Genomic DNA, 25,028 nt, shown 5'->3' on the forward strand with positions numbered 1-25,028 from the left:
TTTACCTGAATGGAAGCCGCTATGACTGTTAACACCCAATATCGCAAACCGCTTCTGGGAACTCATCTTGATTTTTATGATGCCCGAGAAGCTGTCAATGCCCTTTGTGAAGGGGCATATGAAACATTACCCTATACTTCACGTGTCCTTGCCGAACAGCTAGTTCGTCGCTGTGATCCAGACACGTTAACTCAAAGCCTACAACAGATTATCCAACGCAAGCGTGATCATGATTTTCCTTGGTATCCCGCTCGTGTTGTATGCCATGACATTCTTGGTCAAACGGCATTGGTCGATCTGGCTGGTCTTCGCGATGCCATTGCAAAGCAAGGCGGCGATCCTGCTAAAGTCAATCCAGTGGTTGAAACTCAGTTGATTGTTGACCACTCGTTAGCCGTTGAGCACGCGGGTTTTGAACCTGATGCATTTGAGAAGAACCGAGCAATCGAAGAGCGCCGTAACGAAGATCGCTTCCATTTCATTGAATGGTGTAAAACCGCATTTGAGAACGTCAGCGTGATCCCTGCTGGTAACGGCATCATGCACCAAATCAACCTTGAGAAAATGTCTCCGGTTGTTCAAACAAAAGACGGCATTGCCTATCCCGATACCTGCGTTGGCACCGATAGCCATACTCCACATGTCGATGCTCTTGGTGTTATCGCGATTGGTGTGGGTGGTTTGGAAGCCGAAACGGTCATGCTGGGCCGCCCTTCAATGATGAGATTGCCAGATATCGTTGGTGTGAAGTTGATTGGTAAACGTCAGGCGGGTATCACGGCGACGGATATTGTCTTAGCGATTACAGAGTTCTTGCGCACAGAACGGGTTGTTTCATCCTACTTGGAGTTTTTCGGAGAGGGTGCTCGAGACCTTACTATTGGTGATAGAGCAACGATCTCGAACATGACGCCTGAATATGGGGCAACAGCAGGTATGTTCTACATCGACGAGCAGACCATTAACTACCTTAAGTTAACTGGTCGTGATGACGAACAAGTGGCTCTGGTTGAACAATACGCAAGACAGACGGGTTTATGGGCTGATGATTTAGAAAGCGCGCAATATGAACGTTTATTGGAATTCGATTTATCAAAGGTCAGCCGCAATATGGCCGGTCCATCGAACCCACACCGCAGATTGCCAACATCGGAATTAACCCAGCGTGGAATTGCGATGTCACCAGCAGAGCAGCCAGAGGTTGAAGATGGTCAGTTACCAGACGGTGCCGTGATCATTGCTGCGATTACGTCGTGTACTAACACCAGTAACCCGCGCAACGTGGTCGCGGCTGGTTTGATGGCGAAAAAAGCCAACCAGTTGGGGCTTGTTCGTAAACCTTGGGTTAAATCATCGTTCGCGCCGGGTTCTAAAGTTGCCAAACTCTATCTTGAGGACGCTGGTCTGCTTCCTGAGCTGGAGAAGCTCGGATTTGGGATTGTTGCGTATGCCTGTACTACTTGTAATGGGATGAGTGGCGCGCTCAACCCAGATATTCAACAAGAGATCATCGATCGCGATGTCTATACGACGGCAGTGTTGTCAGGTAACCGAAACTTCGATGGCCGTATCCATCCTTATGCTAAGCAGGCCTTCTTAGCGTCGCCTCCTTTGGTTGTTGCTTATGCCTTAGCCGGAACGATGCGTTTCGATATTGAACGTGATTCGCTAGGTAATGATCAAAATGGCAATCCTATCTACCTCAATGACCTTTGGCCAAGTGATGAAGAAATTGACGCAGTTGTTGGCAAGCATGTAAAACCCGAGCAGTTCAAGCAGGTTTACATCCAGATGTTCAAACTTAATGATGAACAACGTAACAGCAATCCTCTTTATGACTGGCGTGAGAAGAGCACATATATCCGTCGTCCTCCATACTGGGAAGGGGCGTTAGCGGGAGAACGCACGTTATCAGGCATGCGTCCGCTGGCGGTATTGGGCGACAACATCACAACGGATCACTTGTCACCTTCGAACGCAATTTTGGCAAGCAGTGCAGCTGGAGAATATCTCGCCTCCATGGATGTTCCTGAGGAGGACTTTAACTCCTACGCGACGCACCGTGGCGACCACCTTACCGCGCAACGTGCAACTTTTGCCAATCCGAAACTGTTTAATGAAATGGTCAAGGAGAATGGTGAAGTTGTACAAGGCTCGTTAGCGCGAATCGAACCGGATGGCAAAGTGACACGCATGTGGGAAGCGATTGAAACTTACATGAATCGTAAGCAACCACTGATTATTGTTGCGGGTGCGGACTACGGCCAAGGTTCTTCTCGCGACTGGGCTGCTAAAGGAGTTCGCCTTGCGGGTGTTGAAGCAATTGTTGCTGAAGGTTTCGAACGTATTCACCGAACCAACTTAGTGGGTATGGGGGTCTTGCCGCTGCAATTCAAACAGGGGACAGACCGCAAAACTCTTGAGCTTGATGGCAATGAATTGTACGACGTAATCGGTGAGCTCAAGCCGGGAGCGGATCTGGCACTTGTCGTTACTCGCGCAAACGGTGAGAAATTTGATGTGCCTGTGACATGCCGATTAGATACGGCTGACGAGGTTAATGTCTACAATGCTGGCGGCGTATTGCAACGCTTTGCTCAAGACTTCTTAGCTCAGTAGGTGACGGTCATGAAACTACGTCAGATTAAAGTACCCGCGACCTATATGCGTGGCGGAACCAGCAAAGGGGTGTTTTTCAGTCTGCAAGACCTGCCGTTGGAAGCTCAACAGCCCGGTGAAGCGCGTGACCGTCTGTTAATGCGTGTCATTGGCAGCCCTGATGCTTACGCTAAGCAAATTGATGGCATGGGCGGCGCAACGTCTAGCACCAGTAAAACAGTGATCGTTTCTAAGAGTGAAAAACCGCAACACGATGTTGACTATCTATTTGGTCAGGTCGCGATAGATAAGCCGTTTGTCGATTGGTGCGGTAACTGTGGCAACTTGTCTGCGGCAGTTGGCCCGTTTGCGATCCATGCAGGGCTAGTCGACCCTGAACGCATCCCTGACAATGGTGTTGCTGTTGTCAGAGTGTGGCAGGCAAACATCGGCAAGACGATAGTGATTCACGTGCCGATTGTTGATGGGCAAGTGCAGGAGCTTGGGGAGTTTGAGCTAGACGGCGTGACCTTCCCAGCAGCGGAGATTCAGGTTGATTTTATGCAGCCAGGGGACAGCTCGGGCAGTATGTTTCCGACCGGCAATGTTATTGATGAACTCAATGTACCGTCGGTTGGTAGTTTCGAAGCGACGATGATCAATGCGGGTATTCCAACCATCTTTATTGATGCTCATGCTCTTGGCTATACAGGCAGTGAGCTACAGCAAGACATTAACAATGATCAAGATGCTTTGGAGCGTTTTGAAACAATTAGAGCATATGGTGCGCTAAAGATGGGTTTGATTGACTCAGTCGAACAAGCACAAGCGAGACAACACACGCCGAAAGTGGCCTTTGTCAGTGAGGCGAAAACATATGTTTCTTCGAGCGGTAAAGTGGTTGAAGAGCAGCAGATTGATCTGCTGGTCCGTGCTCTGTCAATGGGCAAGTTGCACCACGCGATGATGGGCACAGCGGCGGTAGCCATTGCTTCCGCTGCATGTGTACCAGGCACGATAGTAAACAGGGCCGCAGGAGGGGGAGGGCGTGAGTCGGTCACATTTGGTCACCCTTCTGGAACTTTGAAAGTAGGTGCTAAGGCGAGCGAGAGCGACAACGGATGGCTCGTTGAAAAAGCGGTTATGAGCCGAAGTGCTCGAATCATTATGGAGGGATTTGTGTACGTACCCTCCGATGTCTTTGCGTAGTTGACTGAATCTGACTACCTACAAGCAATGTCGAGACATACTGGAGGAAGCAATATGTCTGCATATGAAAAAGAATATCAATGGGCCCTCAATCAACCACAAGCGTTTTGGGGGGCACAGGCAAAACATATCGATTGGTTCAAAGCACCGGAAACCATATTGGCGAACGACGAGAATGGTGTAGAGCGTTGGTTCCCCGATGGGCTACTGAATACCTCGTGGCTTGCACTGGATTATCACTGTGAGCAGGGGCGTGGTGAACAAACTGCACTCATTTATGATTCTCCGGTCACTGACACCAAGCGAAGCTACAGCTACCGTGAGTTACGTGATCAGGTGGCAAAAATCGCTGGCATGCTTGCTCAGCAGGGCGTTGAAAAGGGCGATCGCGTTGTTATTTACATGCCGATGATACCTGAAGCGGCAATGGCGATGTTGGCTTGTGCTCGTCTTGGTGCTATTCATTCGGTGGTATTTGGCGGATTCGCTGCCAATGAACTTGCGGTGCGTTTGGAAGATGCTGAGCCCAAAGTCGTTATGACAGCCTCGTGTGGAATTGAAGTGAACAAAGTCATTCCATACAAACCATTGGTCGATAAAGCGATTATGGACAGCCGTTGGAAGCCTGAGCACGTCATTGTACTGCAAAGGTCTCAGTGTGAAGCTTCTCTAGAGAGTGAACGTGATATTGATTGGCACAAAGCGTATCAATCTGCGTTGCCACATGCTTGCGTTCCTGTTCTGGCAACGGATCCGCTCTATATCCTTTACACATCGGGCACAACGGGCAAACCAAAAGGGGTGGTTCGAGACAATGGCGGTCATGCGGTCGCAATGAAGTACTCAATGACCTCCATCTACAACATCCCACAAGATGGCGTGTTTTGGGCAGCATCTGATGTGGGTTGGGTGGTTGGTCACTCTTATATTGTGTACGCGCCATTGATTCATGGCTGTACCACGGTGCTGTTTGAAGGCAAACCAGTGCGTACTCCAGATCCTGGTGCCTTCTGGCGAGTGTGCGAAGAGCACAAGGTTGATGTGTTGTTCTCAGCGCCAACCGCGTTTCGTGCGATTAAGAAGGAAGATCCGGATGGTCACTTCATTAAGCAGTTCGACCTATCAAAATTAACCACAATCTTTATGGCCGGTGAGCGCCTTGATCCACCAACATTGGAGTGGGTGGAAAGCAAGGCCGACAAGCCAGTGATTGACCATTGGTGGCAGACTGAAACAGGTTGGGCAATTGCCGGAAACCCGACGGGCATTGAGATGATGCCAGTGAAAGCGGGCTCAGCGACCAAGCCTATTCCAGGATATCAAGTTGAGATCCTTAATGAGCTTGGCGAGGCTGTTGAGGCGAATCAACAGGGCTTTGTTGCTTTGAAGCGCCCACTGCCACCAAGCTGTTTGCCAACGGTGTGGCGTAACCATGACCGTTTTGAATCCGGTTATCTAAGCCAGTTCCCAGGCTACTATGTTTCTGGTGATGGTGGCTATCTTGATGAAGAGGGCTACCTATTCATTATGGGGCGTATCGATGATGTGATTAACGTTGCGGGACACCGTCTATCAACCGGTGAGATGGAAGAGATAGTTGGCGGCCACCCTGCAATTGCTGAATGCGCTGTCGTTGGCGTGCATGATGACTTAAAAGGTCAGTTACCTCTTGGTCTCGTCGTACTTAAAGATGGTGTGAAAGTTGATGATGCACAACTCGAAGGTGAATTGATCAATAAGGTACGCGAACAGATTGGTGCGGTAGCCTGCTTTAAACACGCGCTGGTGGTTGAGCGTTTACCTAAAACACGTTCTGGTAAGATTCTACGCCGTACCATTCGCCAGATTGCTGATGGTGAGCAATACACGGTACCATCAACCATTGATGATCCAACAAGTCTAGAAGAGATAGAAAAAGCACTTCACTCTTAGTTGGCGCGCCTTACGTAGTTTAAGTCCCTCATACAAAGGGGCTTTTTTGTTGAAAAAATTTGACTAAACCGCCACACTGTCACTTTATTTGTAACGCAAAAATATTTATGCACCCAGTATCAATTCGTTCTGCAGGCGAAAACGATCTCGAACAGCTTAATGAACTGATGTACCAGCTTCATGATGAGCACCATCGTCAATGCCCTAACTACTTCAAAACAGCAGAAGATATAGAGCAAGAAAAAAGCATTGCTCGCTATCTAGACGATCCTGAATGTCTTGTTTTTGTGGCATGTCAGGCTAACGCCATCATAGGCTTTATCACGGGGCATTTTTGCGAACTCATTTCTACAGTTAGTAAGCCGATCCAAATGGGGAGCATCGATGAGCTATTTATCTGCCCTGAATATCGTGGACAAGGTGTGGCGAATCAACTTTGCCAAAAAATAGAACAACGCTTTGTCGAGTACGGTGTACAGGAAGTTTTTGTTGAAGTGTGGCAATTTAATGCTTCAGCGGTCGAATTCTATCAGCAGTTCGGTTTTGAACATCATATTCATTGGTTACGTAAGTCAGTCGGGAAACACAAGCCAGCATCATGAGTTTTTATTCTAATATAGTTAGTACCTTTATATGTCTGATCTCAGCCTTCTTTTCTCTTTCCTCTGTGGCTGAGTCAGACTCATCAAATTTAAAGGGGGCGGTGTGCGTTATTCGCTCAGGCGAGAAAGTGGTGATGGTCAATGAAATTATTACCAGCAAGCTTTCACTGCCAGCAGGCACCATCGCCAGTGGTGAAGATCCAAAGCTGGCGGCTCAACGTGAAGCGTGGGAAGAGACTGGGCTGGTGGTTTCTGTAGGCAATGAATTAGGTCGGAGTGATAACGCTGCGTTTTATGATTGTGTTGCTGACTCAGATATTGTCGCTTTCCAATACAACAATCTGCTCGATGGTAACGAGTTACCCATTTGGTTTGCTCCACATTATGGTATTGAGATATCGTCTGCAATGTTAGTCGATCCGCAACTGGTGCCTAAGGAAGACTATCGTTTTCCAGAGCAACTTCAGTGGTTGATTGATGCTTTGCCCAATGCCACCGATCAGAGCGTACTTTACGTGGGCAATCTCGTCGAGGCGGCGCCATTTTTCAATCAGTTAGAACTCGGTTGGATGGTGCAACTGCAACACTCTTTGCTCAAGATGCCTGAGTATATTTATACGGTTTTAGACCTAATGTTGCTCGCCGGTAATTATCTTGCCAATCCGCTAATTCTATTGGGGTTATTTCCTCTACTTTATTGGCGATTTGGTAAGGAGTTTTGTTATCGAGCGTTCTTTGCCGTTACCGTAACATCACTACTTAGCCTTGTTGCTCAACAGGGGTTTGCACTTCCGCGGCCGCATGTGTATCTGCCTGCTGTAGAGTTGGCATCAAGTTATGGATTTGGCTTACCGAGTTTACCAATAGCCGTTTGGCTTTGTGTGGGTGTGTTGGTTCTTGATGCACTGAAAAAACTGTATCTTAATCGTTGGTCAATCATGCTTCTGATTGCCGTGAGTTGGCTCGCTATTGCCAAGTTTTACAGTGGTGCTGCTTTCATGATTGACAGTATTAGTGGCGCGTTATTAGGTGCTTTATGTGCATGGCATATCATTAGACTACAAAACCGAACCGAAGTGGATGCGATGGTATTACTCTCATCGAAGCTGGTTTGGGGTATGCTGGTTTTTGCCGCGACACTGCTCACCATCTTTTGGCCAATACCTGTATTTACTTATTGGTTAGCAATAATAGTGACGGTGTTCGGTTTGGTTTCAACCCAGCGTACAGAGCAGAAAAAGGCGAATGGCAAGGATACGGTGATTGCTATGTTTGCTATGGTCATAACCTATTTGCTGGTCAGTTATGCTGCGACCTCTGTGTCCTCAAGCGGCCTCTATTCGCTGATTGTCGAAACACTTAGATACCCGTTATTGCTGATTGTGTTCGCAATACTTATCAGAGCAAAAGCAAAGGCAGCGTAACGCTGCCTTTGTGCATTAGGGCTTATTTGTTCAAAATGAATTGCTCAATAGCTTTTGCAACTCCGTCGTCATTGTTGCTCGACGTAATATAGTTGGCGATGGCTTTGGTCTGTTCCATCGCGTTTTCCATCGCAACCCCAAGCCCAGCATATTCGAGCATGTGGTGATCATTTTCAGCATCACCCATGCAAATCACCTCGTCAGCCTTAATGCCTAGATAATCTGCAATGGCTTTGACACCAACGCCTTTATTACTGTCGAGACTCAGAAACTCTAGGAAAAAAGGCGCACTTTGAACAATGGTAAATTCCTCTCGCACCGATGGTGGGATCTGATCAACCAGTTTGGTCAGGGTTTCTGGCTCGGCAACAATCATGGCCTTGATGATAGCGTGGTTGTCATCAAGTTGTTCAAAGTCCATTTCGGTTACTGGAATTTGGTTAATAGTGGATTCAATTTGAGTGAATTCATTGTGCTTTGGGGTGATAAGCCCTAGCTCTGCACTAAAGGCATGACAGTAAGCACCTAGTTGTAGCGCCAGTGCTGCAACTTGTTTCGCGCGCTTACCATCAATGATGGCAGTGTGAATCAGTTTGTTGGTGCCCAGTTCTTTCACCATTGAGCCATTGAAGTAAACAACGAACTCATTGTCACCTTCAATGTTGAGCTCCGTTAGCTTCGCTTGCATGCCGTCCAGAGGACGACCAGAGGCAAGAACTACCTTTACGCCACGTTGACGTGCTTCGGCAATCGCGCGTTTTGTTCTCTCGCTAATGGTCTTTTCGCTGGTGAGCAAAGTGCCATCCATATCAAGAGCAATCAATTTATACATAACTTACCTTAAAATAGAGCGTAGACGACGCAAAAGAGCCCAGCATAATGGCTGAGATTCGAATGATCAATTTATGAATTAGTTGACCTTCAACTTGGAGTCCTTTAAGGTCTCGTTCCTGCAAACTTTTGATGATGATTTAGGCTGAGTTTAAGTTGTATAAGATTAACGAAATGTTTCAAACCATTCAGGGAGAAGGGGTCTTTACGGGCGTACCTTCGGTATTTGTCAGATTGCAAGAGTGTCCAGTGGGTTGTGCTTGGTGTGATACTAAGCAAACTTGGGATGCGACGCCGCAAGACGAATGCTCGCTTGAAGAAATCCTAACCAAGAAAGAGGACTCTCCGACTTGGTGTAGTGTATCAGCACAAGACATTGTTAATGAGTACAACAAGCAAGGCTACACCGCTCGACATATTGTGATTACTGGCGGTGAACCTTGTATTTACGATCTTCGTCCTCTAACGGCTGCGTTTGAAGCCATGGGTTGCCAATGTCAGATAGAAACCAGCGGAACTTATGACGTTGTAGCTAGCGAAAATACATGGGTGACAGTGTCACCAAAAGTGGCTATGAAAGGCAAGCTGCCAGTGTTAGACAGTGCATTATTGCGAGCGAATGAGATTAAGCACCCAGTAGCAACTGAGAAAGACATCGACCAACTGGATGCTTTGCTAGAACGCGCTCAAGTGCCAAAGTCGACCACCATTGCGCTTCAGCCAATAAGTCAAAAACCCCGTGCAACCGAGCTGTGTATTGATGTCTGTATCGCTAGAAATTGGCGTCTGTCGATCCAAACTCACAAATACCTCAGCATTGCTTAAAGGAAACAATCATGAACAAAGCCGTTGTAGTATTCAGTGGTGGTCAAGACTCTACCACATGTCTTGTCCAAGCGCTTAAACAGTTTGATGAAGTTCACGCGATTACTTTTGATTATGGTCAGCGTCATAAGTTAGAAATCGAAGTGGCACAAAACTTAGCAAAAGAGTTGGGTGTTAAGGCACATAAGGTGATGGATGTCAGTCTATTGAATGAACTGGCAATCAGTTCCCTCACTCGTGATGACATTGCGGTTTCTCATGAACTGCAAGAGAATGGCCTACCAAATTCGTTTGTACCTGGTCGCAATATCCTGTTTTTAACCCTAGCGGGTATCTATGCTTATCAGATTGGTGCGAAAACAGTGATCACTGGTGTATGTGAAACGGATTTTTCTGGCTACCCAGATTGCCGTAATGATTTCGTTAAAGCGATGAACAACGCGTTAGCTCAGGGTATGGACTACCAACTAGAGATTGCGACCCCATTGATGTGGCTGAATAAGGCCGAGACTTGGGCATTGGCGGATCAATATGACGCTCTGCAACTTGTACGTGAGAAAACCCTGACTTGCTACAACGGGATTATTGGTGACGGATGCGGTGATTGCCCATCATGCGAACTGAGAAAAGTCGGTCTAAATGACTATTTGGACAACCGCGAAGCGGTGATAGCAGCCTTAGTGGCCAAGCAATAAGAACAAAAAAGCGTCCCGAGGGACGCTTTTGGTCATTAGTCTAGGTACATCTTCGCGAGATCTGATGGCTCCATCTCTTTACCTTCAAGTTGAGCATTCCAGTTAGTACCAACTAGAACACCATCTTCAGCAAGAGTCAGCAACCAATCTTCAACGAAAATATCCAGTGGGATTTCTAGCACTTCGAAGTCTGCCCACTCTTCAACATTGTGCGCTTGTGCATCTTCTTTATTTGACCAGAATGGCATTACTTCACTGTTTTCAAATTCAGTAGAGTCACAAGACAGCCAGCCTTCTTCATTTCGCATGCCCCAAACTAGCTTAGATTGCTTAGTTTCTGAAACGAATAGCTCAAGGTTTGCTTGAATATCAGAAGTTAATTTGCTCATTGGTTTTATCTCATACGTTTAATTGCTGCTAGGGTAACACTCATCACCCAAAAGCAAAATAAAAAAGGGAGCCGAAGCTCCCTTAATCAAAAACAAATGGTTATTTCTCAATCTTAGTGAAGATTGACCACTCTTCTTTAACATTACCTTTGTGGCCGACAACCGTTGCCACTACCTTGCGGTTTTTCGCATGACTGATTTCGTCTGTGCCTAATGCTTCAAGATCTGTGTCACCGAAACCTATAATGCGGACACGGTCTGAAGCAACACCGTTTTCAAGCAATGCCTTTTCTACTGATTGTGCTCGACGCTCAGATAGAGCCATGTTGTATTCCGCTTTACCTACTTTACTTGCATAGCCACGAAGTTCGATCGACGTTGACGGGTAAGATTCAAGGAAGGCAGACATCTCACGAATCTGAGGTAAGAAAGCGGGTTGAATCTGATCCGAATCGTTAGCAAACAGAATATGCAGGTTTAGCTGTTCTTCTGTTTTGATGTAAGTACCACATCCGTCGTTATCGATATCGGCTTTAGCCGGAGTTTGAGGACATAAATCGCGCGCATTAATCACACCATCCTTATCTTCGTCCAGCAAGTCTGCTAGCTGATTCGGAGTTGGAGTTGCGCGATACTCGTACGTGTCTTCGGCTTTGAGTGGTGCTGCAAAAATGGTTGCAGTGACAAGCGCTGAAAGTACTGTTTTTTTCATCTTAGTATTCTACCTTCTTATTCCACTCTTCAGGTGTATCCACACGTAGTGCCGCCATCAAGTTGCCCGTTGCATTCATAACACGGTACTTAGCGTACTGCTCGTCATACTTAGCATCTAGGTAACCTTTGCGAGCCTCGAACAACTCGTTCTCAGTGTTGAGCAAGTCAAGTAGGGTACGTTTGCCGAGCTTGTACTGCTTTTGGTACGCAATAACGGTGTCAGATGCCGAGTCTACGTGGTCAGCAAGAAACTCTTTTTGCTGAACGGTTAGATCAAGAGCACTCCATGATAGACGCAAACCTTCTTCAACAGTGCGGAATGTACGATCTCGGAAATCTTTCGCTTTATTCAACTGATATGCTGCGCTCTCTGAACGGTCTGCATCAGAGCCACCGTTGTATAGGTTATAGCGCATACGTAGCATTGCAGAGAATTCGTCGCTGCCACCTTCAATGCCGCCGGCATCATCGCGCCAAGTTTGGTTGGCTTCGATTGACAGTGTTGGGTAGTTAACGCCTTTAGTTTGGTCGTATTGGAATCGAGCGGAATCGACGTCAGCTTGAGCTATCTTGATCACTGGATGTGAGTCAAATGCGGTGTCTAAAGCTTCATCCACTGTGAAAGGGATTGCGGTTTGATCGGCACGAGGGAAGATTAACCCTTGTGGAGCTTGACCAACGATACGCTTGAATTGAGTGTGGACATCAAACAGGTTGTTTTGCGCAGCGAGCAAGTTGCCGTGCGCTTTAGCTAAACGTGCTTCTACTTGTGATAAATCCGCTGTTGAACCTATTCCTGAATCAACACGTTTGCTGATGTCACGATAAATCTCTTTGTGTACAGCCAGATTACTTTCAGAAAGAGCTAACACTTCATATGCTTTTGTCGCGTCCAAGTAAATCTTAGTCACTTGAAGAGCGATATCTTGGGCATCGGAAAGAAGTTGGAATCGAACAGACTCGGCGTCTGCAGCAGTTCTATCCATGTCGTTAAGAGTAGCAGAACCATCCCATAACAACTGTGTCAGCGTCAAAGTCGCTTCTTTACGGGTCAATTCATTTTCGGTTCCTGATGCCAAGTCAACCGCTTCATAACCAATACCTGCATCTAAATCCAATTTAGGCATGTAAGCGCCAGTTGATGCTTCTGAGTCATAAAACTTACTCATAAACTCATTGTATGATGCTTTAATTTCAGGATTCGTAGTAATGGTGTAGGCAACTGCTTGCTCTAATGTTTGACTATGTGCTGGAAAGCTAAGTGCAACCGCGCAACTTAGTACTTTCAACTTATTCCAATTCACTCTGACTCTCCTCGAAGTGCTCGTAATTGAGGATAATACTCAACTTTTTTGTCTCGTTTGTGAGATTTATCCATCGATAGCGCCAATAAAATAACACTCTTAGTAGCAGAAAACTAATGAAAAACGCATTTATTGTGTTGCTAAGTTGTTAATTGTCGACAAGGATTAAAAAATTGAGTGCATATTGGTTAAAGAGGCACCATTTAGACTTTATGATGCTAAAAATGTGATCTTAATTCACGGTCTCAATGTTGAGAAATGCAACTTGTGTCGTGTTTGTTGAGGCTTTTATACAAAAAATGTGTTTAGCCGAATAGTTAAAGATGTTAATTTATAACCTGCGTGAATTTTTAACATTGCCAAATTTTTGTCGGCAATGACATAAGCAAGAATTTAGTCAAGGATAAAGGGCTTAAAATATGGGTTTTGGTACTTACGTAGCAGTAGGCAATTTAGCAGCAAACCAAATCATCGTTATTGATGCAAACGGTAATGTTCGAGTTTTGGTAGAGGGAGAGCTTCCAAAACCGGGTGAGGTGATTGTTCAGGGCAATCCTGAGTTTGCTGAAGATCAACAACTACAAGTCAACCTAGTTGGCGACAACGGCGAGAACCAAGATATCTCAGCAGAAATTGCAGATATCTTTGCTGCGTTAGAAGAAGGCCAAGACCCGACTGAGTTAGGTGAAGACTTTGCAACGGCCGCTGGTGGTCAAAGTGGTTCGAGCCTAACTGCTTCCACAACTGTTGCGCGTGATGCTGCCGAGACGATTGCTTCGACTAATTTCGATACTTCAGGTTTTGAATCATTAGGTCTTTCTCAGACACAAAGCCTTGCACTCCTAGAGCAATTCCGTCTATTCAATCCTATTTTCGTTGATCTAAACAATGACCCACTAGGTGATAGTCTGGCTGTTATTACAGACGAAGATACACCTATCAGCGGAACGCTGACTGCTACAGACCAAAATGCCCAAGATATCCTAACTTTCTCCCAATCTTCTGCGCCTGCAAACGGTACGGCTATCGTAAACCCAGACGGCACTTGGACCTATACGCCGAATGAGAATTATAACGGCCCTGATAGCTTCACTGTCATTGTCAATGACGGCAATGGTGGTACAGATACGCTGGTAGTCAATATTGATGTTACTCCTGTGAATGATGCTCCAGTAGCAGAGCCTGAAAATCGCTCGTTATTAGAAGATCAGGTCATCACAGGCAGTATGACTGCGACCGATGTGGACCTCCCAGATGGAGAATCTTTGGTATTTACCACTACTTCAGAAGTCGAAGGTTTGACCCTGAATCCAGATGGTAGTTACACCTTTGATGCATCATCTTATGACCGTTTGGCGGAAGGTGAAGAACTAAAAATAGAAGTGCCAGTTACTGTCACTGATGATTTAGGTGCGACTGATACAACGACACTGACGATTATCGTCACTGGTAAAAACGATATTCCAGAATTAAAAGTCTCTTATAAAGACCAAGGCTCAGTTGAAGAAGATCAAGAACCAAGCATATTGAGCACGTCGGGTACATTTACAGTGTCTGACGTAGATTTGTTGGATACCCATACGTTCAAGTTAGCAGATTCAGGCGCTGTGTCTTCCAACTCAGCAGATTACGCAGCTGATATGAGCAATGCTGAGCTTCTTGCATTGAATGACGCGATTGCTAATGGGTTAACCTTCAATGACTCTGATAAGAGTTGGGACTTCAATCTTGATAATTCCTTGGTTCAGTTCCTTGCAGAAGGTGAGAAACTCACAATCACGTATAAAGTGCAGGCGGTCGACAGCTCTGACGGCAGGTCAGAAGCGCAGGACGTGACGATAACAGTTACAGGTACTAACGATTTACCTAAACTGAGCGTGTCGTATGATGCGAACGGAGCGGTGAAAGAAGATCAGGACTCCTCAGTATTAACAACATCAGGCACGTTTACGGTCGCGGATGTGGATGCGTCGGATACGCATACCTTCAAACTAGCAGATTCAGACGCCGTGTCTTCCAACTCAGCAGATTACGCAGCTGACCTGAGTGGTGCAGAGCTTCTTGCATTGAATGACGCGATTGCTAATGGGTTAACCTTCAATGACTCTGATAAGAGTTGGGATTTCAGCCTGGACAACGCATTAGTTCAGTTCCTGGCGAAAGATGAAACAATCACTATCACTTACAAAGTGCAAGTGGTTGACAGTGCGAACGGAGAGTCCACAACAGAAGACATCTACATTACTGTAACTGGTACAAATGATACTCCAATCGCTCGCAACGACAGCAATGCAATAGGGGAAAATACAACACTCAATGTCACGGAACTCAATGGACTGCTGAAAAATGACAGTGACATTGATGGTGATAAGCTTGAAGTAATTGGTATTCGTACAGGTGCCGAAAACGCCACAAATAGCGAATCTGGAATTGTGGGGTCTGAGCTAGCTGGTAGTTTTGGTACTTTAACCGTCAATGCTGATGGTAGTTACAAGTATGTGGCTGACAATGCAGAAAGTCTAAAGGTTGGTGAAACAGTTTCCGAGACCTTTACCTATACGATTAGCGACGGTCAGGGCGGCACAGATACAGCGACTCTAACGATTACTGTAACCGGAACCAATGACGGCCCTAAAGCAAACGATGACAAGTACGGGGTAGAAACTACAACACTACTCTTCTCTGAATCATTCGAGCATATGGCGAACACTGGAAAATGGACAGTAGTTAGCGGAGATCAACTGGATGATTGGAACGGAACCAACGGTTTAGAAATCCAACGTGATGGGCTAATCGCCAAAGCTACTGATGGTGATTACATCGCAGAGCTTGATGCGCACCAAAACACGGCCATTACCACTTCTATAAACACTGCCGGACAAGACAGTGTTCGTGTTGAATTTGACTACAACCCTCGTCGAGACGGTGATTCATCATCAGATATGAAGTTCACCTTTGGTGCTGAAACTATTACTGTCCATGCTGACGGAACAGTTTCAGGCTCTGACATTTCTAATGTTCAAATTGTTGGCCCTGATTCAGACGGTTGGTATAAAGTTACTGCTGAATTTGATGTTCAAGGTGATAGTACTGATTTGACTTTTGCGGGTGCGGGTAAGTCAGATAGTTATGGCGCGCTGTTAGACAATATCACTGTTACAGGCGTGAATAAGCCGAACCTTACGACACCAGAAGATACGACAATCGAAATTACCTTTGCTGAACTGCTAGCGAACGACACTGATGTCGATGGCGACGTTCTGTCTATTGTTGAAGGATCAATTGTATCTCCTACTCATGGCCAGCTAGAAGTTGATTATGAGAATGAAGTGATCAAGTTCAAACCAGACGCTAATTACAACGGTGATGCGACATTTAAATACCAAATTACAGATCGTAACGGTGGTTATGACGACGCCACGGTTACTCTGAATGTCACGCCAGTTAATGACGCGCCAGAGTTCACGAATGAAAAATACCCTAACGGTGGTTACGAATTCAGTTATGACGAAGGCATCGACGGAACTACAGTCATTGGTACCGTAACAGCAGAAGATATCGATAATACTCAAGATGAACTTTCATTTAGTTTTAAGTCAGGTAATGCACAAGGTTGGTTCGAGATTGATGATCAGGGCCGTATTACGCTAACAGATGCGGGTGTAGATTCACTTGCTAACGATTTTGATGTTACGGCAAATATTCATAACTTAGTTGTTACTGTCAGCGATGGCACCGATAGCGTTGATACGACAGTCAAGTTGACGGAAAACAACTTGAATGATGAAGACACTAAGTTTGATTCGGATAAAGTTAGCTTCAACTACCAAGAAAACTTCAAGCCTGATGTAACCATCGGTACTGTGACCGCTACAGATAAAGATGGCGATAACATCAGTTACTCAATTGCTCTGGGTGACAACGTATATATCGATGGTAAGCCTTTGTATCAGGTAGACGCTAACACTGGTGAGATCAGTCTAACTGCAGACGGAGCGGCTGCCTTTACTAATGACTATGAGGTCACTGGTAACTCTCACGTAATCAAAGTGACGGCTACAGGTACCGACGGTAAGGGGCAACCTACTGTTGGAACTGTACATGTTACTCTCAATGAAACTGACGACGAGACAGACAATAAGCCTCTAGCTAAAGACTTTATTATTTCACTGGATGCACAAGGTAATTCGAATGTCCTGTTTGATTCTAGTGATGCTTCTTCCGATCAAATCAGCGATAAAGAAGACGATAGAGATGGCGAGCCGCTTAGTGTTGTCATCACTGAACGTCCTGATTCTGGTAAGCTTTACTACGTCGAAGGCGATAACAAGACTGAAGTTGTCGTCGGCCAAAAGTATGCTAACCCGAACAATATCGTCTACGAAGATGATCAGGAATCAACGGGCTTCTTCTTAGGTTTAAATGACACATCTAATCTTGAGAAAGGCAAAGAGAGCACAACGGATTTCCATAACTGGGGTGAAAGAGTTAGTGCTACAGAACACGTGCTAGAGTTTGCTGATGGTGACAAAGTCACTATTACTTCTGAGACTCGCGATGGAGCACCGGGTAAGGCGTTAGTTCAAGATAATGCTGACCAAGGTCATATGGGATTTGGGATTTCTGTAGGTAGAGATCAAGGTATCGATACAGATGAAGTCATTCGTATTGATTTTGCGTCTCGCCCAGCAGCCTCAGTAACGCTTGGTTTAAGCGGCTTAGGCGGTTGGTTTGCACCAAATGCCGCTGACAACGTTATCTCTAGAGCAGAGATAACGGTGACTTTTGACTATGGTGACCGTACAGAACAAGAAGCTTTCTTCTATGATGACACTCACAACAATCAGACGGTAACTATCGTTGCTCCAGAAGGTGCCGAGATTGTTTCGGTTGAAGCAAGTACCAAAGGGCCGGGCAACTGGGAGTTAACTTCTCTTGAAGCTAAAGCGTCAGACTCGTTTGATTATAAAGCGGTAGATAGCGACGGTAATGAGAGTGACGTTAAGACTGTTACCATCGCCGAAGGCAACACTGCGCCATTCGCTAACGATGACCCTGATGGTTACAGCATCAATCTGGGTTCTTTGAATAATGATGACTGGTCAGGTTATGAATCGGTTGTTTCAGCGCACTACCAAGGCTCTGATAAAGCAGTAAATATCTCAATGGACGGCGACCTCAAAATGGGGGTTGATTCCGATGCGAATGGTGGCCCAGGCGCACAAATCCAGTATAACCGTGAGACCGGTGTTTCTGAACAGCTAGTATTCGATCTAGCAAAACCTTCGACAGAGTTCTCTTTCACAGTCTCGAACCTGATTAAAAATGAAGGCGGTCGAGGCAACCATGAGCAAGGCAAATGGGTGGCTTACTTTGGTGATACGGCAGTAGCGAGTGGGATGTTTACTGCTAACGAGGCTGGCAATACAGGCAGCTACTCCTTCGATACTAATGGCGAATTTGCTTTTGATCGCGTGGTGTTTGAAGCCGTCGACTTTGTCGAAGTCCCAGCGAGAGGGACAGATTCATCTGACTACTTCGTCACGGGCTTTAGTGCCTCAAGCGATGGTGGTGTCCATGTCATAGAGCAAGACCCTGACGGTACTACTGAGTTTAGAATTCCGGTTTCTGAACTGCTAAGTAACGATGGTGATGTAGACGGTGATGAAATTCGCATCACTTATGTGTTTGGCGAACAAAATGGTGATGCATACATTGATGGTGATGAAGTCGTATTTAACTTAGATCGTGATCACGTAGGTCCAGCTGAGTTTAAATACCAGATTACTGACGATAAAGGCGGTTTTGCCGAAGCAACGGTTAAGGTAATTGTTAACCCTGTTGAACCGAATGATGTCACTGTGAAGTCGATTGAAGGTACGGATGCACAAGAAGGCGATAACTTAGTTTACAAAGTGATTCTAAGCGAAGGTCCTCTGAGCGCCCAGTCTTTCAAACTGACATACGGTGGCGCCAATGATTCTGCTGATAAACAAGCGGATGTTGACTTAACTAAAGTGGTATTCACTAACGGTGTTAAGTTCGAGAACGGACAAATTACTGTACCTGTTGGCGTGAGCAGCTTCTCTATCTTGGTTCCAGCACTTAAAGATGGTACCTACGAGAATCCAGAAACCTTTAGCGTTACGCTAGGTGAAGGTTCAGATGCAGTGAGTGATTCTGCAACGATTAGTAACATTGATGAACTAGAGCTGACTGTCCAGTCCACTAGTGATGTAGCTGAAGGATCTAAAGCGGTATTCTCGGTAAGTCTGTCTAATCCATCTTCAGAAAATATCGATGTATCGCTCGCCATTTCGCTTGATGGTGATGCTACATCTGCAGAACAAGCTGACTTTAAAGATATCAGCGAATTGTTTACTGCCTACTATCTAGAACCTCAGCTGCCTGGTGAACCACTACGTGTTGAACTTGAAATAGTCATCAAGGATGGAAAACCTACTGTTACTATCCCTAACGGTGAGACTGAGATCTTCGTTGAAGTAGCAACAAAAGACGACTCTGTATTTGAAGGCGCGGAAGACTTTACTCTGGTTGTCACTGATGAGTCTGGTTATGTATCGAATGATTCTGCTTCAGATGAAGCGACTATCCTAGATGATGGTACAGACCCAGATGGTCCTCAAGGTCCACAAGTTGGTAATGATGATCGCCCAGTCGTAGAGCGTATCTCAGACATCGAAATCGAAGAAGGTAAATCTGGAACGTTTGTTGTTGAGCTTTCAAATAGCAGTGAATTGAAAACCACCATTGAAATGTCTCTAAATGATGGCTCCGCAGTAAGTGTTGACGGTCAACCAACCGAGGGTGATTTTAATGCATCGAGTGTCATCGTTACCTTTGGTGAGGGTGCCAATAAGCAGAGCGAAACGGTTGAGGTCATCAATGGTAAGTTTGTCGTCAGCGTTCCTGAGGGGCATGAGTCGTTCACTGTTCAAGTAGCGACTAACCAAGATGCACATTCAGACAACAATGAAAAGTTCTCTATTTCAGGCAATGCGACTCATCAGCAAGACGCAGTAACTGGTGTAGCGACCATCGTTGATAATGAAGCGCCAATGGTCGACCTTAATGGTGTACTATATGACATTGAGTATGTGAGTGAAGGTGCTGGATACAGCAATGTCTTTGGTTACTATATCTATGACGAGGAGAGTGATACCCAACAACTTCATGTACTGATTTCTAACAACAACGACCAAAGTCTAAAGCCGGGCACATTGTTAGACTCACCTTTGTCTTCAATCGATAACCTAGAGCTCTTCCTAATTCCAAATGGCTTTAGCAAGATCGCTAGTGAAGACCTCAATAAATTGGAACTAAACGATCAAGGTCAATTGGTTGTAGATGGCGAAGTTAAATCTCGAATCCCTGTTTACAAATCGACCGACGAAGATCATCAGATTTCCACTACAGTAGATGCTGATGGCAATTTGGTTTTGAGTTTTGATGACCAAAAAGGCCAAGGCAACGATGACAATGACTTTAACGACATTGTTATTAAGGTCAGTAAAGTTGATACAGATGGTATCAATTTTGACTCATCGTACGTTGAGGGCGGAGAAGCCGCTATTGCAGATATAGATGCTGATGTCTTTGACGATAAGGACGTTATCCAGTCTATGAATGTTACGCTAACCAATGCCAAAGACGGAGATAACTTAACTTGGGCAGAGAATAGTGGTTTCAATGTCGTAAAAACAGTTACTGGCACTTCAATCGCGCTTGTAATCACCCATCCATCAGGTAGTGTTTCTGCCAATGAGTTCGAAGCGTTTTTGAAGTCTATTCGATTTGTAAATAGTAGCGACACGCCTGATGAAGAAACGCGCTTAGTTGACGTCACTGTATCTGATGGTGTTAATCAATCTGAAACGGCTACAGCATCAATCTCTGTAACTGATACTGATGAATTATCGTTCAACAATGTGGCAGGTTTAGAAGATCGCTTCATTGACCTAAACATTAGTGTGGCAGATGCAGCAACATCTGTAAGCACCATAGAACTGTCTGGTATTCCACAAGGCGCAACTGTAGTTGTTGATGGTGTTGAATCTACAGTCGGTAACAGTGGCCTTATTGTCGTTGGTATTGATGATATTGATTCAGTTAAAGTGAAAGCTCCAGAGCATAGTGACGTCAACTTTGAGATTACGGTGACTGCTAAAGATGGTAACAATGTCGTAGAAACTGGTAGCATTTATGTTGATGTTCATCCTGATGCTGATAAACCTATTTTGAAGATTGGTGACTTTGAAAAAGTTGCAGCAATCGACTTTGAAGATGTGGTGCTAAATAATTCTGGCCACCCGAGTTGGGATAGTGGTATCGCTATTAATGACGTTGCTGGCGCAGGCACGATTGGTGAGTGGAAAACCTCCAACGCTGGCCAGCATGTTGAAGTCGGGACAGAAGGAACATACCTATCGGGTTCTTCTACTAACCAAGTCATGGAAATTGAAGGCGAAGTGGGCGACAAAGTCCTCTATACCGACATGGATCTTGTGGCTGGTCGCTTCTATAACTTCCAATTCGATATTGCTGCGAGAAACGATGTTGATCCTTCGGACTCAGACATGGAGGTATCACTCTACAAACTCGATGACTTCGGCAATCCGATTGCGGATAGTAAGGTAACATTGTATGACTTTATCGCTGAGCGAGTTGGTGATGGTTGGCAAAAAGGAACGTTTACATTACCAGTTGAAGACTCTGGTAAATACCGCCTAGTACTAGAAGCCGATGAGGCTGATTCGACTGGAGCGATAATTGACAATATTCAATTTACTGCGGTTGATAACTATGGCTATGAAGATTCATTTATCAAGCTGAGCGAGATTAGTGCTTCACTAGTTGATGTGGAAGATCGTTCTGAGACATTAACGATTGAGTTGCAAGGTCTTCCTGTTGGTGCTGTATTGATTGATGGTACTGGTCCGAATGCGAACAAGTACATTGTCACTGAAACAAATAAAAACGATAAGATTGATGTTACTGATTGGAACTTGGCGCAACTTCAGGTCAAGGTATTAGACCCTAGTACGTTTGACATTAAGGTTATCGCAACTGCTACAGAGTCGGATACTAACAAAGATGATGATGTTCACGTAGATCACGGTGATCTTGGAGGTAAGCTGACCAACGCGTCTGAAGCAACAATTAATGTTACCGTTCTTGAACGACCTCAAGGGCCTGTTGACACTAATGAGCGCCCAATAGCAAATGACTTTACGGTAACTTCGGACACTAATGTCGCAAATGTTAACTTTGCGCCACATGCAACAGATAGCGAAGATGATGCTAGCACTTCTGACAATAAGCACACTTCAGTTCGTATTGAAGAGTTGCCAGAGCATGGCAAACTTTATGAAGTCAATGATAAAGGTGAGATTGTTGGCGATGCACTAACGGTCGGTAAGGTAGTTTTGGATAGCGCGAAAATTATCTATGTAGCAGACGCAAACAACATAGTTTCAACCGATTTAGCGCTAAGTTCATTAACTCCTACCGAACAAACTGCGTTGGCACATACAGGAAACGGTGTAAGTGAACTAGATCGAAATGGAATTACAATTTCGGGTGGCACGTTCGATGAAGTAAATAAGGTATTTGAAACTGATTCTAATGCCACTATCAAGTACGATGACACTAATGGTCAAGAGGGTTTATTCGTAAGTAGTAAGCATGACTCCGGTAAAGGTTTGGAAACTGGGCGTGGAGAGTATGTTTCAATTTCTTCCAATGAAGGTGATATTTCTTCTGCTACGTTGTCATTCGCTAGTTTACAGGGGCAGTTCAATGGAAATAATCCGCATGCAACACTAGTTGCTTATTTGTTCCATAATGGGCAGTTTGTCGCTGAAGTTGGCCCATTGAAGATCTTAGAGAGCTCCAAGCATGCAGGGTATGCAACGATTAAACCTGATGAGGGTATCTTCGATGAAATTCGTTTAGTAGTTAATAATTCGACACCAAGTAAGGGAGCAGGATTTAACCTAGCTGATGTAGAACTGGACGTTACTGGTGTGGAAGATATCAATGATGAGTTCAAATACTCAGCCATAGATTCAGATGACCAGAGTAGTATCAGTGAACCATTGGTAAATGGAAGCATTGGTACAGTTCAAGTGAGTGCATCTAAAATAATTGGCTCAGATAGTGGTGGTATTGATAATGTTAATGCATCCGGTTCAGTACTGACCTGGCCATCTTCTGCAGCAGTTATAGCTGAAGGAGAGAGCCATACATCTCACCATTATGATAATGTCAATGGCATAGCAATAGATGTAGGCATCGGTGGCGATGTAGTTCAACTCGGTTCTGGCAGTGATACCATTTATCTTGGTGATAGTGCTTCACAAGTGTACCCTAAGGATGATGCATTTGATAACGTTCTCTCCACGTTTGCTCGTGAAAATATAGGAAGTTTAAATGATGCAAATGGTTCTGAAGATAGCGGGTTACTTGTAACTAAAGAAAGTAAAGAAGGGCTTGATATCGCACAAGGTGGTGGTGGTAACGATCACATTTATGGAGAAGGTGGCTCAGATATTATTTTCGGCGGCACGGGGCATGATTACCTAGACGGTGGCATTGGTAATGATGCTGTACGTGGCGGTTCAGGCGACGACATTATCATTGGTGGCGAAGGTAACGATTTCCTTACTGGTGACAGTGGTGAAGACATCTTCCAGTTCATTGATCAAGGTGCAGGTATTCGAGATGGTGAAGTCGACAGAATTACCGACTTTACCAAAGGCGTGGATAAGATAGATATCTCTGATCTGCTTCATACCGATGAGAATGATACGATTGACTCTTTGTTTGCTAACAAAGAAGTTGGTTTAGCTGTCAATGGTAGTGACCTTACTCTAACTTTGTCAGAGAGAGGTGACGATGTTGGTGAACGTAGCCAGAAAGTCGTAATTGAAGGTGGTGCTAACGAATATCGCGACTATATTTCAGGCAGTTCTATTACCGACACTAGCGCAATCCTAAACGACTTACTGAAGGTATACGACACAACTAACCACTAAATCCAAAAGGGCCGCAAGGCCCTTTTTTAATCCTCGTTACTTAGGCTGTCTATCTTTCAGCACCAGTAAAAAGAAAGGGTTGACACCAAATGTCAACCCTTCAGAATTTTCTCGCAACTCGCAACTCGCAACTCGCAACTCGCAACTCGCAACTCGCAACTCGCAACTCGCAACTCGCAACTCGCAACTCGCAACTCGCAACTCGCAACTCGCAACTCGCAACTACAACACCTTACAAGCAAACCCCTTGAGGTAGAAACCTTCAGGATAAGCGCTGTCAGTTGGGTGGTCAGCCGCTTGTTCAAAGCGTTCGACAAACTTGACTTGGCGACCCGAATCGACAGCAGCGTCGGCAATCACTTTCTGGAATAGCTCACCACTCATTAAGCCTGAGCAAGAGTAGGTCAGTAGTGTGCCACCAGGTTTAAGGATCTGCATAGCCAGCATATTGATATCTTTATAGCCGTTAGCACCTGAAGTTAGATTGTTTTTGCTGGACACAAACTTAGGCGGGTCCATGATTACAACATCAAATTTGGTGCCTTGATCGCGATATTCGCGCAACAACTTAAATACGTCGGCATTGAGGAATACCGCGCGTTTTTTAGAGATATCAAACTCGTTGAGTTCAGCGTTGTACTTAGCAGTATCTAGCGCAGGCTGAGAGACATCCGCGTTGATCACACGTTTGGCACCGCCTTTAAGAGCGTACAAGCCAAAGCCACCGGTGTACGAGAAACAGTTAAGCACTTCTTTGTCTTTAACGTATTTCATCGCTTGCTGGCGACTGTCGCGTTGATCGAGGTAGAAGCCGGTTTTGTGGCCTTCGATAATATCCACGCTGATCTTTACACCGTTTTCTTCAATGACTACTGAGCGTGGTGGCTGTTCACCGTGCAATACACCCGTTGTCTCCTCAAGACCTTCTTTCTTACGTACTGCCACGTCTGAGCGCTCGTAGATGTTGCAATCAGGGAACACTTTTAATAGCGCATCAACAAGGGTTTGCTTGTGGTACTCTGCACCAGCGCTCAGCAGTTGGCATACCAAGTAGTTCTGAAACTTATCGATTGTGATACCTGGTAGGCCATCAGATTCAGCCGCAATCAAACGGTATCCGGTTAAACCGTCACGCTCGATGATGTCTTCACGCAGCAGTTGCGCGTCTTGAATGCGTTTAACAAAGAAATCGGTGTTGATGTCTTGTTTGTCAAAACTCCAGACTCGTGCACGAATCTGAGAGTTTGGTGAGTAGGCCGCTTTCGCCAGCCACTTTCCATCGTGAGTGAAGACATCAACCGTTTCACCTAATGTCGGTTCACCCTCAACACGGTGGATACCACGAGAGAATACCCATGGGTGTTTACGGCGGAGTGATTTATCACGGCCTTTGACTAGATAGATAGCTGGAGTCATTGGTTTACTCAATTGTTTGTTTTTCAAGGTGG

Annotated in this window: 13 protein-coding genes; 8 read left to right on the forward strand and 5 right to left on the reverse strand. The window is 45.3% G+C overall.

Going from position 1 to position 25,028, the window contains the following annotated elements; translation table 11 throughout:
- Positions 1 to 21: 21 nt before the first annotated feature.
- The 5 genes from acnD (at position 22) to DA100_RS11900 (ending at position 7,765) form a co-directional block, all read left to right on the forward strand.
- Positions 22 to 2,619: a Fe/S-dependent 2-methylisocitrate dehydratase AcnD gene (acnD, locus tag DA100_RS11880; RefSeq protein ID WP_138972328.1), complete on the forward strand. Its 2,598-nt coding sequence runs from the start codon at positions 22 to 24 to the stop codon at positions 2,617 to 2,619.
- Between the two features lie 9 nt (positions 2,620 to 2,628).
- Entirely contained in the window at positions 2,629 to 3,807 is a 1,179-nt protein-coding gene (prpF, locus tag DA100_RS11885; protein WP_138972329.1) for a 2-methylaconitate cis-trans isomerase PrpF, read from the forward strand.
- 54 nt (positions 3,808 to 3,861) lie between these two features.
- Positions 3,862 to 5,739: a propionyl-CoA synthetase gene (locus DA100_RS11890; protein WP_171052213.1), complete on the forward strand. Its 1,878-nt coding sequence runs from the start codon at positions 3,862 to 3,864 to the stop codon at positions 5,737 to 5,739.
- A 107-nt stretch (positions 5,740 to 5,846) separates the two neighbouring features.
- Positions 5,847 to 6,341: a GNAT family N-acetyltransferase gene (locus tag DA100_RS11895; RefSeq protein ID WP_138972331.1), complete on the forward strand. Its 495-nt coding sequence runs from the start codon at positions 5,847 to 5,849 to the stop codon at positions 6,339 to 6,341.
- Between the two features lie 101 nt (positions 6,342 to 6,442).
- The gene (locus DA100_RS11900) at positions 6,443 to 7,765 is read left to right on the forward strand and encodes an NUDIX domain-containing protein (protein ID WP_240800914.1); all 1,323 of its coding nucleotides are present in this window, start codon (positions 6,443 to 6,445) and stop codon (positions 7,763 to 7,765) included.
- 22 nt (positions 7,766 to 7,787) lie between these two features.
- On the opposite strand, the gene DA100_RS11905 is transcribed toward DA100_RS11900, so the two are convergent.
- Entirely contained in the window at positions 7,788 to 8,597 is an 810-nt protein-coding gene (locus tag DA100_RS11905; RefSeq protein WP_138972333.1) for a Cof-type HAD-IIB family hydrolase, read from the reverse strand.
- A 155-nt stretch (positions 8,598 to 8,752) separates the two neighbouring features.
- Between DA100_RS11905 and queE the strand changes: the two genes are divergently transcribed.
- Complete coding sequence (queE, locus tag DA100_RS11910) at positions 8,753 to 9,421, forward strand: 7-carboxy-7-deazaguanine synthase QueE (RefSeq protein ID WP_240800915.1); 669 nt, start codon at positions 8,753 to 8,755, stop codon at positions 9,419 to 9,421.
- 11 nt (positions 9,422 to 9,432) lie between these two features.
- Positions 9,433 to 10,116, forward strand: coding sequence for a 7-cyano-7-deazaguanine synthase QueC (queC, locus tag DA100_RS11915; protein ID WP_138972335.1), 684 nt, complete (start codon positions 9,433 to 9,435; stop codon positions 10,114 to 10,116).
- 35 nt (positions 10,117 to 10,151) lie between these two features.
- Here queC and DA100_RS11920 read toward each other — a convergent pair whose 3' ends face one another.
- The 3 genes from DA100_RS11920 to DA100_RS11930 form a co-directional block, all read right to left on the reverse strand.
- Positions 10,152 to 10,505, reverse strand: coding sequence for a DUF2750 domain-containing protein (locus tag DA100_RS11920; RefSeq protein ID WP_138972336.1), 354 nt, complete (start codon positions 10,503 to 10,505; stop codon positions 10,152 to 10,154).
- 100 nt (positions 10,506 to 10,605) lie between these two features.
- A complete protein-coding gene (locus tag DA100_RS11925; protein ID WP_138972337.1) occupies positions 10,606 to 11,217 on the reverse strand; it encodes an OmpA family protein in 612 nt (203 codons plus the stop codon).
- A gap of 1 nt (position 11,218) precedes the next feature.
- Positions 11,219 to 12,523, reverse strand: coding sequence for a TolC family outer membrane protein (locus DA100_RS11930; protein ID WP_138972338.1), 1,305 nt, complete (start codon positions 12,521 to 12,523; stop codon positions 11,219 to 11,221).
- A 419-nt stretch (positions 12,524 to 12,942) separates the two neighbouring features.
- Between DA100_RS11930 and DA100_RS11935 the strand changes: the two genes are divergently transcribed.
- The gene (locus DA100_RS11935; RefSeq protein WP_138972339.1) at positions 12,943 to 23,580 is read left to right on the forward strand and encodes a tandem-95 repeat protein; all 10,638 of its coding nucleotides are present in this window, start codon (positions 12,943 to 12,945) and stop codon (positions 23,578 to 23,580) included.
- A gap of 222 nt (positions 23,581 to 23,802) precedes the next feature.
- Here the strand turns inward: DA100_RS11935 and DA100_RS11940 are convergent, their stop codons facing one another.
- Entirely contained in the window at positions 23,803 to 24,996 is a 1,194-nt protein-coding gene (locus tag DA100_RS11940; RefSeq protein ID WP_138972340.1) for a class I SAM-dependent methyltransferase, read from the reverse strand.
- Positions 24,997 to 25,028: the final 32 nt, after the last annotated feature.

It is taken from the genome of Vibrio sp. Hep-1b-8 (assembly GCF_006124995.1).
Classification (GTDB): Bacteria; Pseudomonadota; Gammaproteobacteria; order Enterobacterales; family Vibrionaceae; genus Vibrio.